Below are 14,585 nucleotides of genomic sequence, written 5' to 3'. Positions count from 1 at the left end.
GGCCTGATGGATTCCATCAGGATAGCTGCTGCTGCGGGCGCAGGGCCAGTTTGGCCCCGCTTCCAGGGTTTGGCGGATGTGGGGTTCAGCGGGTGCGACGTTCGAGCTGTCGGAATACCAGCATCCCGCTCACCATGGCCAGCACGAATACCAGGGCGCCAGGCTCGAGCGCTCCAGAGGCAACAATGCCCGGGCCCGGGCAAAAACCTGCCAGTCCCCAGCCAACACCGAACGCCAGGCTGCCCAGTAGCAGGCGCTTGTCCAGCTTGCGGTTAGCGGGCAGGTGCATCGGCTCACCCAAAATCGCGTTGGTTCGCTTTTGGGCGATCAGGAAGGCGGGCAGGCCCACAGCGATAGCGCCGCCCATTACCAGCGCCAGGGAGGGATCCCAGGCGCCAAACAGGTCGAGAAAGCCGAGGACTTTCTCCGGATTGGCCATGCCGGAGAGCAGCAGGCCAAAGCTGAAAATCAAGCCGGATACGAAGGCGGAGATGGTGACTTTATTCATGGCTTCAGGCCCCCAGCAAATGACGGACAACGTACACAGTGGCAAAACCACCAAACATAAAGGTCAGGGTGGCGGCCAGTGACCGCGGCGACAAGCGGGACAGCCCGCAGACGCCGTGGCCGCTGGTGCAGCCCGCGGCGTAGCGGGTGCCAATGCCCACCAACAGGCCGGCGGCGATGAGCACCGGGTAGCTGGCGTTGATTTCGATGGAGGGAAGGGCGTGGAACAGGGCCCAGATGGCGGGACCCGCGAGCAGCCCGAGCATAAAGGCAAGTTGCCAGCCGCGGTTGCCGCGTTCGTTGTTCAGCAGGCCGCCGAGAATGCCGGAAATGCCGGCAATTCGGCCATTCATCAGGATGAGCCAGGCGCTGGCAAGCCCGATAAGCACGCCGCCGGCGAGGGCGGTCAGTGGGGTAAATGCGTTCCAGTCAATGTTCATGGTGGTGAGTTACTCCGCGCAATACAGTTGATACAAAGTGTTTAGCAGGGCCAGGACTTTCGGGTCAGCTACCTGGTAGTAGACCCGCTTGCCCGCCTTGCGGGTGGTGACCAGGCCTTCCCGGCGCAGTACGCCCAGCTGTTGCGAAAGGCTTGGCTGGCGAATATCCAGTCGTTCTTCAATTTCGCTGACACACAATTCTTCCTGGCTTAGCTGACACAGCAGCAGCAGGCGATCCTGGTTTCCCAGTGAGCGCAACAGCAGGGAAGCCTCTCCCGCGGCGGCACGCATTTTGTCGAGCTGGATGTCACTGGTGTCGGGCATGGTGGTCTTTGAGCGATCTCTTGAGCGTGGACGGGGCTCCGGATGGTGACCCGCTGGCGCGCTAACAGTTTCGGGAAAAATATTATATTGAAAAGTATAGTAATGGAAGTTATATTTCTCTCAGTTATTAAGTTATTCCTAAATCATCTAAGCCTCTTTCGGGGCCGCCAGATGGGAGAAGACCATGACCACTATTGCCACACGCCCTTTTGTTGAAGCCTTTCTCGACCGGGATACCGAAACCTGGAGCTATGTGATCTATGACCGGGATGGCGGTAGCGCCGCGGTGATCGACGCGGTGCTGGACTTCGACCAGGCCTCGGGCCGCACCAGTACCGAGGGCGCAGAAAAAATAGTCGCCTTCGTGCGTGAGAGAGAGCTGACGGTTGAGTGGGTACTGGAAACCCATGCCCATGCGGACCACCTCTCCGCTGCGCCCTACATCCGCGATCAGCTCGGCGGCAAGATCGCCATCGGCGACCACATTTGTCAGGTGCAGGGCATCTTCCGCGATGTATTCAATCTGGAAAAAGAGTTTCTGGTGGATGGCTCCCAGTTTGACCACCTGTTTGGCGATGGCGACACCTTCACCATTGGTGCGCTGCAAGGGCGGGTGATCTATGTGCCCGGGCACACACCGGCAGATATGGCGTGGCTGATTGGGGATGCCCTGTTTGTTGGCGATACCCTGTTCCTGCCGGATGTGGGCAGTGCGCGTTGTGATTTCCCCGGCGGTGATGCGCGTGCCCTGTACCAGTCGGTACAGAAGCTGCTGGCTCTGCCGGAGGATACCCGGATGTTTATGTGTCATGACTACCCGCCGAATGACGCCCGCGAGTATCAGTGTGAAACCACCGTGGGTGCACAAAAGCGCAGCAACATTCACCTGCACGACGGCATCAGCGAAGACGAGTTTGTAAAAATGCGCAGCGAGCGGGATGCCACTCTTGCGATGCCGCGTCTTATCCTGCCTTCGATTCAGGTCAATATTCGGGCCGGACAAATGCCGCCGGCAGAAGACAACGGCACCGTGTATCTCAAAGTGCCGATCAACAAACTGTGATGGTTGGAGGGAATACGTAATGGAGAGCAAACAACTGGATAAGCAGGTCTCCGTATCCGCGGAGCCGGCACTGAGCGAAATGTCGACGCTAGCCGAGGCTGGAGTGGCGGTCGTGGTCTGTAATCGCCTGGAGGAAGAGGCAGAGGGACAGCCTTCCTTTGCGGAGCTGGAGCAGGCAGTGACCGCGGCGGGCATGGAGTTTATCGCCATCCCGTTTTGCCGCGGCCAGATGCAGCCCGCCCACAGCGAGGAATTTGCCAAGGTGTTGAACAGCGGCAAAAAGGTCCATGCGTTTTGTCGTACGGGCAACCGCTCTGCCAATCTGTGGGCGGCGGCCAGTTGTCTGAACGGCGCCGACAAGAAACAGCTGCAGCAGGCCGCGCAGCAGGCGGGCTTTGACGTTAGCGGCGTGTTGGTGACCTACTAGGGCGCCTGACAGAGGAATTGTGTTGGTGAAAGAGGTCTCCAATAACGACACTTCGCAGGCGCTGGCCCGAGTGGTTCCCGCCGTGACGTGGTTGCGAGGGTATTCGTTGGCATCCCTGCACAGGGATTTGCTGGCCGCGGTCATCGTCACCATTATGCTGATTCCGCAATCCCTTGCGTATGCCCTGCTGGCGGGGCTGCCGGCAGAGGTGGGGCTGTATGCCAGTATCGCGCCGCTGGTGGCTTACGCCCTGTTTGGTAGTAGCCGTACGCTGTCAGTGGGGCCGGTGGCGGTTGCGTCGCTGATGAGCGCGGCAGCACTGGGACAGGTGGCCGCACAGGGTACCGCGGACTATCTGTCTGCGGCGGTGTTGCTGGCGATACTGTCTGGCCTGTTTCTGCTGTTGCTGGGTATTTTACGTCTGGGCTTCCTCGCCAACTTCCTGTCGCATCCGGTAATCTCCGGGTTTATCACCGCCTCCGGGATTCTGATCGCATTCAGTCAGCTCAAGCACCTGATGGGAATTTCGGCGCACGGCGATAACCTGCCCGAACTGTTGCATTCCATGTATGCAGGTCTTGGCAACATCAATCTCTATACCCTGTTGCTTGGCGCTGGCGTGGTAGGGTTTTTGTTCTGGTCAAGACGCGGTGCGGTAGCGCTACTGCAGCGATGCTCGTTGTCCCGCAATGCTGCTGCGCTGGTGGTGAAGGCCGCCCCGGTGGTGGGGGTCATCGTTACTGTTTTGCTCGCCAGCGGATTTGACCTGGAGTCCAGGGGCGTAAAATTGGTGGGGGAAATCCCCAGTGGGTTGCCGAGCTTCGCCTGGCCGAGTTTTTCCCTGGCATTGATCCAGCAGTTGTGGATGCCCGCGGTGATGATTTCCATCATCGGCTATGTGGAATCGATTTCGGTGGGCAAGACCCTGGGGGCCAAGCGTCGCCAGAAAGTGGACATGAATCAGGAATTGATTGGTCTGGGCGCGGCGAATATGGCCTCCGGGGTTTCCGGTGGTTTCCCGGTTACCGGCGGGTTTTCCCGGTCGGTGGTCAATTTTGATGCGGGCGCCGAGACCCAGCTGGCCAGCATATTTACCGCTATTGGCATTGCGCTGGCGGCTATATTCCTGACCCCGTTCCTTTACTACCTGCCAAAGGCCACCCTGGCGGCCACGATCATCGTTGCCGTGCTCTCACTGGTGGATTTTTCCATATTGCAGAAAACCTGGCGCTTCTCGCCCAGTGACTTTTTTGCCGTGCTCGTCACTATTGTGGTCACGCTATTGTTCGGGGTGGAAGCCGGTGTGTCCTGCGGTGTGGTGGCATCGATTGTGCTGTTCCTATATCGCACCTCCAAGCCGCATATTGCTGAAGTGGGGTTGGTAGAGGGTACGGAGCATTTTCGCAATATCAAGCGGCATGCTGTGCTTACGGTACCGCAGGTCCTTACTATTCGCGTGGACGAAAGTCTGATGTTTTCCAACGCCGCGTTTCTGGAGGAGCGTATCTATGCCGATGTCGCGTCCAATCCGGAAATTCGCCATGTGATTCTGATGTGTAGCGCGGTCAACGAAATTGACTGGAGCGCGCTGGAAACCCTGGAATCCATTAATGTGCAGTTGGCAGAGGGCGGGGTGTGTCTGCATCTGTCTGAAGTGAAGGGCCCGGTAATGGACAGCCTGCAGCGCTCGGGCTTTTTGAATGAAATTTCCGGGAAAATATTCTTTACGCAGTATCAGGCATTCAGTGAATTGCGGCACAACAGTACCGGCTGTTCGACCTGAGTACTGCCATTTTGTGCGATGCCGTGATCACGGAGAAAACAGGTAGGGGAACAGCGCGCGCTTCTCTTTCTCCGTCAGCGCTTCTACTCGCAGGATATTGTTGTGCGGGATGCTTTCCGGGTCTGGGTAATTGCGCAGTCCCCGTTCGAGGCCTTCTTCCCGCAGTAGATGCAGAATGGGGTAGGGGGCGCGATTGGTGAGGTTCTCCGCATCGTCCGGTTGGGTGCCGGCGAATTGGTAGTGGGGGTGAAAGCTGGCTACCTGATAGGTGCCTTCATAGCCCTCTCGCTGCAGCAGGCGCTCAGCCTCCCCCAGGAAAAAATTGTAATCGTGAAAATCCCGCAGGTGTGTGGGCAGGATCAGCAGGGTGGTTTCCACTTCCTCGGGCCGGGTGCGGTCGAGCACCTGAAACTCGTCCTGCAGCTCTTCCAGTAATACCTCGTCGCTGGTGGCATCGCTCACCACAAAGCGAATCTGCCCGGCACGCAACGGCTTGCGCGCAAACGGGCAGAGATTGAGCCCGACCACTACGTCCCTTAGCCACTGCTCGACCTGGGCGATAATCGGGTCACTATCGGTCATGACATATCCCCCAAGGGTTACCACATCAGGTCGTCGGGGATCTCGTAGCCCGCGTAGGGATCGTCTTCGTCCTGTGGGGTGGACTGTTGCGGTGGCTGTACCACCATGGCCGGGTTGCGTTCGGCGATCTTGTCGGCAATGACCCGCGGCACCAGCTCGAATTCCTCGCCTTCCCCAACAATCAGCAGACGGCCCCCAGTCAGGTGCTCCTGTACCGCAGTGGACACATAGATTTTCTTTACCTTCTTCTCGAAGGTGAAGTGGTAGGCCACATCGTCGCGACCGTTGGCGCCCTTGGGCTGCTTGTTGTGCTGGATCATCTGCTTGATCTGGGCCGCAATGGCTTTCTGCTGTGCGGCGGCCTCGCGCTGGGCGTTGAGTTCCCGGTCCCGGGCAATCTTGGCTGCGCGGGCGGCCTCTGCGGCCTGCTTGGCCTCATCGACCTGTGCTTCGCCGGACTTCTTGGCCACCTTGTTCTGTTTGCGTTTTTCTTTACTGATCTTTTTGGCCTGTTTGTTATCGACAAGGCCGGCCTTCAAGAGCTGATCCTGGAGAGATGCCATGGGACTGGGTACCTACTGGGTTGTGCGCGGAGCGGGTGTATCACCGGCGCCATTGTAGCCTAGTCGACCGGGCAAGTTAAAAAATGCTCACCAGGATCGAGCGGTCAGGGGGCTAGTGCGAGGCGGGTACAGGTCGCACGGCGTCCACCCGGGGATTCATTACCCGGAACCATGCCGGCGGCACACAGGCCAGCAGCATCATTGCCGGATAGCCGGCGGGTAACTGGGGACTGTCGTCGTGATGGCGGAGTATCTGGTAGCGGCGACTGGCCCTGAAGTGGTGATCGGAGTGGCGGGTCAGCTCAAACAGGGAGAGACGCCCCAGCCAGTGATCCGAATTCCAAGAGTGTCTTGGTTGAACCCGTTCATAGCGCGCTGGACCTGTTTCGGCCTGCCCGAGCGTCGCCCTGCAGAGACCGTAGTGCTCGATGTAATTGACCGTTTCCAGCATCAATATGCCAACAATGGCGGCTCCGATGAAGCAGACCAGGGCAACGGGGCCGAATGTCGCAAGGATGGCCGCCAATAGCAGCAACTGGGCCAGCTGGAACTGCAGCATCTGGTTGTGAATGCCGAGCGGCGCACGTGCGAGTTTCCGCAAGCGCTCTGCTTCCAGCTGCCACGCAGAGATGTAACCGGACGAGATCGAACGACACCAGAAATGGTAGAGGGACTCATTGTAGCGGGCGCTGGCGGGATCCTCGGGAGTCGCCACATGGCGGTGGTGGCCGCGATTGTGCTCAATAAAAAAATGTGTGTAGAGAGAGCTCATCAGTAGTGCCTGGGCGACCCGTTGTGCCAAGCGGTCGGCACGGTGCCCCAATTCGTGGCCTACATTGATGCCGAAAACACCGCACATCAAGCCAACGCTCAGCGTGCCGCCCAGCAGCTCCAGTGGTGCATAGCTTGGAATACGTGAAAAGAACAGCACCAGCACCCCGCACTGAACCGGCAGGGCCATGAGCAGGAGCAGATCGTACAGCGGATCTTTTGCGACGTGGGCCTCCTGGTCCTCCGGCAGGTTTCTGGTGGACTGGGGGAGCAGCCACTCTGCCACGGGGAGTACGCCATAGAGGTAGAGTAGCGGGGCGGCGAGCCAGAAGCCGCCTTTTAGCAGGCTGAAACAGACAATAATTGGCAGGAAGTAGGCGAAAGAGTAGCGCAGTGCTCTGCCTCGGCGTATGGGAGTTTCGGTGCGTGTCATGCGCGTTGCTCCAACAAACGGGCGGGTCTCTACTGCATCTCCCGTAACAGGTCAGGGTTGTGCCGGCCGAAAGCTGGCCGGCATGGAACAGCAGTGCGGTCACCGCGGTGCTCGTACTGATCGTCTTGATACTACCCGGTTTGCGCGGATTCCCGCTACCTTCCAGTGGTCGGTTCAGTGGCAGGTTGCCGCGACACCGGAAGGTTGGCGGGGAAATGTGCCGGTCTACTGGTCGATTTGTTCGACCTTCGGCGCGGTCCAGTTGGCGTATTTCTCGAGATCCGGCACATAGATGCGCATGGTGAGGCTCAGATCCAGATCCTTGCGTTCGATGGGCAACCAGTTTTCCTCCGGCACACCGTCGGGCTTGTCTTTGGCGATATAAATGGTGATTCCCCCATCATCATCCAGCTTCATACCCGCATTCTGGCCGACACTGTATTTTTTGCGCTCGTTGGGGATGAAGAAACCATCCTTAAGGTCGTACAGTGTCAGTGACCAGAAGGCGCCCGCCGGGGGCAATTCATTGGCGGACATACGCAGCACGTAATCGTGCATGGCATTCATTGGTTTGCCATCGGCGGTGGTGATGCTCGGGTAGACTGCTTCTTCCATGGGCAGGCCGATGGGGCCAAATATTGATACGGTCAGCAGGGTTTCGAGATCGGTCTGGCCTTTTGGCTGGAACATTTTTGGCTGTAGTCTGGCCATGAGTGCGTCATCTGCGCTCGATGCCAGCCCTTTTTTCAGGATGCGCTCGGCCATGTCACGGATGCGACGCTTGTCGACGTTAGCGACCTTGTCCGGGTCGAACGTATTCCCCGGCGCAATGCCAAAGTGCTTGTACAGCGCCAGTACGGATTGATCCTCCGGGTTGTCCGGATCAAACGTGGTGTGGTTGAACACAAACTGCATCACCTCAAACAGGTTATTACCAAACACCGCGACATCGGTTTCACCCACCGCCGGAAAGTCCACCGACTCAGCAGGGATGGCCGGCTTGCCAAGAAATGCATTCAGGGGCGCGGGTGTGACGCTTTTCATCTGCTCGAGGATTTTGGCAAAGCGGTCTTTGTCCTGGCTGTGGGGCATCACGCGGAATACCGCAGAGACAAAATCGCCACTGGCTTCAAAGATTTTATCCACCCCCTCTACCGGCGCGCCGTCGTAGTTTTTTGTGCGCGCGCTGTAGAGCAGAAGGGTCAGTGGTTTCTTGAAATCGCCGGCACGGGTAGACAGCGGCACATTCACGTAATGGTCGTAGGCCGTGATCATCAGGGAAACGTAGTCTGAGTCAAATGCGGGGATCTTGAGAATCACGGGTTCGCTGCGCAGATCCAGCAGGCAGCTGATATACAGGGTGTCGTTGTTGGGCCGCGCAATTTCGCGCGTCGTGTGATCCTTGAGCTGGGTGTCCGCTGAGCAGGTATTCCAGCCCCCCTGTTTGGCGGCGAACTTGTTGTTGACGTTGTACAGTGCCACGTACGGGTAGGAGCGGGTCACCAGATCTTCGATAAACGTATCGCTCATGGCGACACCCGGGCCCTCGGCATTGGATGGAGCGCCGGTCGCTGTGCCGTTCGCCTCCTGTGACGGCTCCTGTGACGCCTCCTGTGACACCTGGGTCGCACGCTGGCTCTGCTCGGATGGTGCGTTGCGCTCGTGGTCGCTGCCACAGCCGGTTAACCCGATACCGGAGATTGCGGCGCCCAGGAGTATCAGAGTGAAATAGACCGATGAACGGTGCCTCAGAATCTGCATGAGATTGCCCATTGTCTTTCCCTTTCCAGCCAGAAACGGTATGTGACGTTACCTTTTGGGAACGTCTCTGTAGGAAGCGTAGACGAAATTGCGCGCCAGTCCGGTCAGGCATGGTCTACCCCAAAAAAAGCCGGCTGGTGCCGGCTGCAATCATTGAGGATGTTTCCCAGTGTGCGCGGTTGGGGTAACCGCAGGGGGAGGAGCGGATACCGCTGGGAAACCGGTATCCGGGTTTTGGGTCTGATGCAGCGGTCAGCTGGCCATCGACAGGGGCTCTGATGCGGCATCCGTCACGGAACCTGACTCGGACTCTGCCGGTTCATCACTGACCGAAGTGCGAATCAGGTGGTCGAAGGCGCCGAGTGCGGCGGTGGCACCGGCACCCATGGAGATCACGATCTGCTTGTACGGCACGGTGGTGGCATCGCCGGCGGCGAACACCCCGGGGATGGAGGTGGCACCGCGGCTGTCGATCACGATCTCGCCCATGCGGTTCATTTCCAGGCCGCTGTCCTTGAGGAATTCCGTGTTCGGCACCAGGCCGATCTGTACAAAGACGCCCGCCAGCTCCACTTGTTTGCTTTCGCCGCTGACACGGTCGGTGTACTGCAGGCCATTGACCTTGTTGCCATCGCCGAGCACCTCGGTGGTCTGTGCATTGGTGATGATGTCGATGTTGGCCATAGAGCGCGCCTTGCGTACCAGCACGTCATCGGCGCGCAGGGTGTCGGCGAACTCCAGCACGGTGACGTGCTTGACGATCCCCGCCAGATCGATGGCGGCTTCGATACCGGAGTTACCACCGCCGATCACGGCTACATGTTTGCCCTTGAAGAAGGGGCCGTCGCAGTGCGGACAGTAGGCTACGCCCTTGTTGCGGTATTCGGCTTCGCCGGGTACTCCCAGCTCGCGCCAGCGTGCGCCGGTGGCGAGAATCACGGATTTGCTCGCCAGGGTGGCACCGCTTTCCAGTTCCAGCGCAATCAGCTGGTCACGCTTCAGCTGGGCTGCGCGCTGACCGGTAATGATGTCGACGCCGTACTCTTTCACGTGCTGCTCCAGGCTGGCGGACAGTTTCGGGCCCTCGGTGTAAGGGACTGAAATAAAGTTTTCGATACCCACGGTATCCATCACCTGGCCACCAAAACGTTCGGCCACAAGACCGGTGCGGATGCCCTTGCGCGCGGCGTAAATCGCCGCGGCGGCGCCGGCGGGGCCACCGCCCAACACCAGCACGTCGTAAGGTTCGCGCTCGTTTAACTCTTGCACCTGGCGCGCCTCGGCACCGGTGTCGATTCTGGCCACGATTTCTTCCAGATCCATGCGGCCCTGGCCAAAATGCTCACCGTTCAGGTACACCGCCGGTACCGCCATGATCTGGCGCTCGTCGACCTCGTCCTGAAACAGGGCGCCGTCGATCATCTCGTGGGTGATATTGGGATTCAGTTTCGCCATCAGGTTCAGGGCCTGGACTACGTCCGGACAGTTCTGGCACGACAGCGAGATATAGGTTTCAAAGTGGAAGTCGCCCTGGATAGTGCGAATCTGCTCCTGCAGCTCCGGGTCCACCTTGGAAGGGTGGCCGCCGGCTTGCAGCAGGGCGAGCACCAGGGAGGTGAATTCGTGGCCCATGGGGATACCGGCGAAGCTCACACGCGGTGTCTCTCCGGCTGGCGCAATGGCCATGCTCGGGGTGCGTTTGCGGTTTTCCTGCTTCAAATCGATCTTGCTGGAGAGGCTTGCGATTTCGCTGGCAAGGTCGTTCAGTTCAGCAGCCTTGGGGCTGCTGTCGACGGACACACTGATCTCGATCGGCGTAACGATATTCTGCAGATAGGTGTCCAGTTGTTTCTTTACGTTTGCGTCCAACATCGGTGTGTCCTGAAATTCTTGGGTGGTTCTTTTTAAGTGTCGTGGCGGTGCTGCTACCGGGTGCAACCTTGTGAGACACGCCGTAAACCCATCCATGGGGGCTCGGCTGCGGCCGTCCTGGCCGCAGACGGTCTCACAAGGTTGCACCCGGTAGCAGCACCTTCCTGGCGAGTTCATCACTTCGAATCAGTAAATTTCGAGGTGGGGGCTGTTGAAAAACGTAGCGAGCGGGTGGCTGGTGGTGGCCGCCGGAGCGGAGGAAGCGGAGTGTACTTACAGTACATGAGCATTCCGGGCACCGCCGGACGCCGCCAGGCGCCCGCGCAGTAGTTTTTCAGTAGTTCCTTAGATCTTGCCGACGAGGTCCAGGGAGGGCGCCAGAGTTTCTTCACCCTCTTTCCACTTGGCCGGGCAGACTTCACCCGGGTGGGCGGCGACGTACTGAGCGGCCTTGATCTTGCGCAGCAGGTCCTGAGCGTCGCGGCCGATACCACCGGCATTGATCTCAACGATCTGGATGCGGCCTTCCGGGTCGATCACGAAGGTACCGCGATCGGCGATGCCTTCTTCCTCGATCATTACACCGAAGTTGCGGGTAATGGTGCCGGTGGGGTCGCCGATCATCGGGAACTGGATCTTGCCGATGGTCTCCGAAGTGTCGTGCCACGCCTTGTGGGTGAAGTGGGTATCGGTGGACACGGAGTAGATCTCAACGCCCAGCTTCTGGAATTCGGCGTAGTTGTCCGCCAAGTCGCCCAGCTCGGTAGGGCACACGAAGGTGAAGTCTGCCGGGTAGAAGAAGACGACGGACCATTTGCCCTTCAGGTCCGCGTCGGACACGTCGAAGAAGTCACCAGACTGGTAGGCCTTGGCGTTGAACGGTTTGATTTCACTGTTGATGTAGTTAGCCATGGTATTTCCTTGTCTCTTTGGAGAATGTGCGCCCTGGGCTGCAGGGCGTGCGTTATCGGGTACGGGGGAGATACTATTGGTGGGTCGCCCTTAATTGAAATTATTGATTTATATGGCGGTGATTGACCTTGGCTATCAGCTGGGTCTCATGGATAGTTTTGCGCGCTGCCCGGATTAGGGAGAGCGGGCAGCGCGCTTTTGTATTCGGCGGGTATTGATCTACCCTTGTCAGGCGTGTTTTTACGCAAGGCGAGCCCCGCCAGATAAAAATGATAAAGTAGGGCAATCGTCGATTGTCCCGCTGGCGCATCTGCCACTTGGTAACCTGAATATCAATAAAACTCTGGTCTACCCGCGCTCGTCGGAAAAATTCCCCACGCTATTCGTCATGCAGCCAAGGAACACATTATGAAGCTCGCCATACTGTCTCGAGGCCCCAACTGTTACAGCACTCGTCGTTTGAAGGAAGCTGCGGTCAGTCGCGGTCACGATGTCAGCGTGCTGGATACCATCAAATTTGCCATTGACCTGGAGCGGGCTGCTCCCGACCTCTACTATCGGCAAAAACAAATTGCCGATTTCGATGCGGTACTGCCGCGTATCGGCGCCTCCATCACCTATTACGGCACGGCGGTTGTGCGTCAGTTTCAGGAGATGGATGTCTTTTGTGCGAATACTGCCCACGGCATCAACAACTCCCGCGACAAGTTGCGCAGCCTGCAACTGCTCAGCCGGCATCAAATCGGCATTCCCCGGACCACCTTTGTGCACAACAAAAAAGACGTGCTGCCCGCGATCGAGCGCGTGGGCGGGGCGCCGGTGGTGATCAAACTGATTGAAGGGACCCAGGGTATCGGCGTCCTGTTGGCCGACACCGTAAAACAGGCAGAAGCCATCATTGAGCTGCTGCAGGCGCAGAAACAGAATGTGCTGATCCAGAAGTTCGTTGCCGAGAGCAAGGGCAAGGATATCCGTGCGTTCGTGGTGGGCGATCGGGTGGTGGCGGCCATGCGCCGGGTGGCGCAGGGGCAGGAATTCCGCAGTAATGTGCACCGCGGTGGTATTGCGGAGCCCGTGGACTTGCCTCAGGAGTTTATCGACACCGCCGTGCGTGCCACCCAGATTATGGGGTTGCAGGTGGCGGGGGTGGATATGCTGGAAAGCAGTACCGGCCCGCAAATTCTCGAAGTGAACTCCTCGCCGGGGCTCGAGGGTATTGAAACCTGTACCGGCCTCGATGTGGCCGGCGCTGTGATCGAGTATATTGCTGCACAGGTGGATTTCCCCGAAATCGATGTGCGCCAGCGGCTGACGGTCAGCCGGGGCTACGGCGTCAGTGAAATCTATATACCGGAAGGGTCCAGGTTTGTGGGCAAGACGATTGCCGAGACGCAACTGGATGAGCACGACATCAATGTGCTTACCCTGTACCGGGGCGCCAAGATTATTCCAAATCCCAAGCACGAGCGAGTGCTTGAACCCAACGACAAACTGCTGTGTTTTGGCAAGCTGGAAGCCATGCGTGGCATGGTGCCTGCCAAGACTCGTCGCCGCCGTCAGCCAGACGTTGCGGACCTGCCCGCGGATGCCTATAGCGCGTCGGATGCCGAGGCGCTGGAGTAGCCGACTAGGGTCGGCTGGAGAGGTCGGCTGGAGTCGCTATTTGAGGGGCGTCGGCTGTTTGTGCCAACGGTTCGGTGTCCGGGCGGCGCCGGCTGTGTTTCACTCTGCCAGTACAGTCGGAGTGCCGGCCAGCGCCATGGAAGCCGACGCGATCGCGCGGCTTGCTGGGGCTGATCCACAGACAGTTATCTGGATTTAAGCAATGGATACCGAGTTCGATTTAGCAAGCACCTGGTCGCAGTGGCAGGCTGCACTCACTTCGCCGGAGGCGTTTAGCCAGGCCGTTATTATTCTGCTGGTGTATGTTCTCGCCTGGGTGCTGTCTCAGCGCATTCTGAAACTGTTGCCGGTGTTGGCTGGCCCTCCGGCGTCTCCGGAAAACCAGCCTGTACGCCTGTTGCTGTTTCGCTGTGGGAAGCTGCTGTTTCCGCTGCTCGCGATATTACTGCTGAAAATAGCGGCGGCGTTTGTACCGCTGGTCAGCGGCGGTAACTGGCTGGTGCAGTTTGCGCTGGCGGTGGCGCTGGTGCTGCTCTTCCGCTCGTTCGTGCGCACGGTGATCCGCAATCGCACGGTGGCGAAACTGTTTCTGTGGGTGGGGATGCCCATCCTGTTCCTCTATGTGCTGGGGGTGCTGGATGACGTAGTGCAGGTGCTGGACTCGATGGCCATACAGGTGGGGAATATTCGCCTGACCGCCTATGGCATTGTGCGTACCGCCATCTTTGGCTCGCTGTTGTTCTGGCTGGGCCGGGTCTCTAATTCCACCGGGCAGACCATCATTCGCAAGCAGGAAACCCTGGATTTCCGCACCCGTGAAGTCGTGGCCAAACTGTTTGAGATTGGCCTGTTCGTCATTATTGCGGTGCTGATTCTGCAGTTGATGGGCATCAACCTCACTGCACTTGCCGTGTTTGGGGGTGCGGTTGGTGTGGGTATCGGCTTCGGCCTGCAGACAATCGCCTCGAATTTCATATCGGGGATCATCATCATTCTCGATCGCTCGGTATCCGTCGGTGACTATATCGAGATGGAGGATGGCCGGAAGGGGCTGGTCACACAGCTCAATATGCGCTCGACCACGCTGGAAACCTTCGATGGTAAAGACATCGTGGTGCCCAATGAAAAGTTCGTATCAAATTCCTTTATCAACTGGACGCACAAAAACAAGAAACAGCGCTACCGTGTGGACTTCGGGGTTGGCTACAACACCAATGTCCGCGAGCTGGTGGAGATCATCAAGGAAACCGTGGCCAGTCACCCGAAAGTCTTGAGTGGCCCCGAGGTGCCATTGGAAGAACGCCCCGACTGCGAAATCGACAGTTTCGGTGATAACGGGGTGAATATGTTTGTGGAGTTCTGGATGGAGGGCATCGATGACGGGCGCAACCGGGTGGGTGGTGATCTGTTGCTGATGATCCTCGAGACCCTGCAGGAACACGGCATCGAAATTCCATTTCCGCAACGCGATGTGCGCCTTGTCAGTGTGCCGGAAAAACAGGTTCCGGTGGACGCCTGATCCTT

General features: G+C 58.5%; 14 protein-coding genes and 1 pseudogene. 6 read left to right on the top strand and 9 right to left on the bottom strand.

All coding sequences use genetic code 11. From position 1 onward, the window contains the following. Window positions 1-85: 85 nt before the first annotated feature. Genes JF535_RS13655 through JF535_RS13645 form a run of 3 tightly spaced genes read right to left on the bottom strand, consistent with a single transcriptional unit; the run spans window position 86 to window position 1,271 of the window. Window positions 86-508, bottom strand: coding sequence for a YeeE/YedE family protein (locus JF535_RS13655; RefSeq protein WP_207003066.1), 423 nt, complete (start codon window positions 506-508; stop codon window positions 86-88). Between the two features lie 4 nt (window positions 509-512). After that, a complete protein-coding gene (locus tag JF535_RS13650) occupies window positions 513-947 on the bottom strand; it encodes a YeeE/YedE family protein (protein ID WP_207003064.1) in 435 nt (144 codons plus the stop codon). Between the two features lie 9 nt (window positions 948-956). Continuing rightward, window positions 957-1,271, bottom strand: a complete 315-nt coding sequence (locus tag JF535_RS13645; RefSeq protein ID WP_207003062.1) for an ArsR/SmtB family transcription factor — start codon at window positions 1,269-1,271, stop codon at window positions 957-959. Between the two features lie 184 nt (window positions 1,272-1,455). Here JF535_RS13645 and JF535_RS13640 point away from each other — a divergent pair, with 184 nt between their 5' ends. The 3 genes from JF535_RS13640 to JF535_RS13630 are packed head-to-tail and all read left to right on the top strand — an operon-like array spanning window position 1,456 to window position 4,544. Continuing rightward, entirely contained in the window at window positions 1,456-2,334 is an 879-nt protein-coding gene (locus JF535_RS13640) for an MBL fold metallo-hydrolase (protein ID WP_207003060.1), read from the top strand. Window positions 2,335-2,353: 19 nt separating this feature from the next. Further along, entirely contained in the window at window positions 2,354-2,761 is a 408-nt protein-coding gene (locus JF535_RS13635; RefSeq protein ID WP_207003058.1) for a protein tyrosine phosphatase family protein, read from the top strand. 25 nt (window positions 2,762-2,786) lie between these two features. Continuing rightward, window positions 2,787-4,544 (top strand): SulP family inorganic anion transporter, encoded by a 1,758-nt coding sequence (locus JF535_RS13630; protein WP_340674180.1) that lies wholly within the window; start codon window positions 2,787-2,789, stop codon window positions 4,542-4,544. Window positions 4,545-4,571: 27 nt separating this feature from the next. Here the strand turns inward: JF535_RS13630 and JF535_RS13625 are convergent, their stop codons facing one another. The 6 genes from JF535_RS13625 to ahpC all read right to left on the bottom strand — a co-directional run bounded on the left by JF535_RS13625 (window position 4,572) and on the right by ahpC (window position 11,438). Then, window positions 4,572-5,126, bottom strand: coding sequence for a DUF1415 domain-containing protein (locus tag JF535_RS13625; RefSeq protein ID WP_207003051.1), 555 nt, complete (start codon window positions 5,124-5,126; stop codon window positions 4,572-4,574). A gap of 17 nt (window positions 5,127-5,143) precedes the next feature. Continuing rightward, window positions 5,144-5,689 carry a DUF2058 domain-containing protein gene (locus tag JF535_RS13620; RefSeq protein ID WP_207003050.1) on the bottom strand — a complete coding sequence of 182 codons (546 nt, stop codon included), beginning with the start codon at window positions 5,687-5,689 and terminating at the stop codon, window positions 5,144-5,146. 112 nt (window positions 5,690-5,801) lie between these two features. Further along, window positions 5,802-6,893, bottom strand: coding sequence for an alkane 1-monooxygenase (locus JF535_RS13615; protein ID WP_242523827.1), 1,092 nt, complete (start codon window positions 6,891-6,893; stop codon window positions 5,802-5,804). Between the two features lie 225 nt (window positions 6,894-7,118). Beyond that, window positions 7,119-8,666, bottom strand: a complete 1,548-nt coding sequence (locus tag JF535_RS13610) for a DUF1214 domain-containing protein (protein ID WP_207003049.1) — start codon at window positions 8,664-8,666, stop codon at window positions 7,119-7,121. Window positions 8,667-8,906: 240 nt separating this feature from the next. Continuing rightward, a complete protein-coding gene (gene ahpF / locus JF535_RS13605) occupies window positions 8,907-10,526 on the bottom strand; it encodes an alkyl hydroperoxide reductase subunit F (protein ID WP_242523826.1) in 1,620 nt (539 codons plus the stop codon). Between the two features lie 345 nt (window positions 10,527-10,871). Next, window positions 10,872-11,438: an alkyl hydroperoxide reductase subunit C gene (ahpC, locus tag JF535_RS13600; RefSeq protein WP_207003048.1), complete on the bottom strand. Its 567-nt coding sequence runs from the start codon at window positions 11,436-11,438 to the stop codon at window positions 10,872-10,874. Between the two features lie 408 nt (window positions 11,439-11,846). On the opposite strand from ahpC, the pseudogene rimK reads away from it, so the two are divergent. The 3 genes and pseudogenes from rimK to JF535_RS13590 form a co-directional block, all read left to right on the top strand. Further along, window positions 11,847-12,770: pseudogene (rimK, locus tag JF535_RS13595) on the top strand (30S ribosomal protein S6--L-glutamate ligase); the annotation flags it as partial. Further along, window positions 12,747-13,061 carry a cation:proton antiporter regulatory subunit gene (locus JF535_RS16795; RefSeq protein WP_242524011.1) on the top strand — a complete coding sequence of 105 codons (315 nt, stop codon included), beginning with the start codon at window positions 12,747-12,749 and terminating at the stop codon, window positions 13,059-13,061. The pseudogene rimK and the gene JF535_RS16795, both read left to right, overlap by 24 nt. A 202-nt stretch (window positions 13,062-13,263) precedes the next feature. Further along, the gene (locus tag JF535_RS13590) at window positions 13,264-14,580 is read left to right on the top strand and encodes a mechanosensitive ion channel family protein (protein WP_207003046.1); all 1,317 of its coding nucleotides are present in this window, start codon (window positions 13,264-13,266) and stop codon (window positions 14,578-14,580) included. Window positions 14,581-14,585 lie beyond the last annotated feature (5 nt).

This window comes from Microbulbifer salipaludis (assembly GCF_017303155.1).
GTDB lineage: Bacteria > Pseudomonadota > Gammaproteobacteria > Pseudomonadales > Cellvibrionaceae > Microbulbifer > Microbulbifer salipaludis.
Note: the sequence above shows the minus strand (reverse complement) of the source record. Positions and strands in the feature narration are given on the sequence as shown.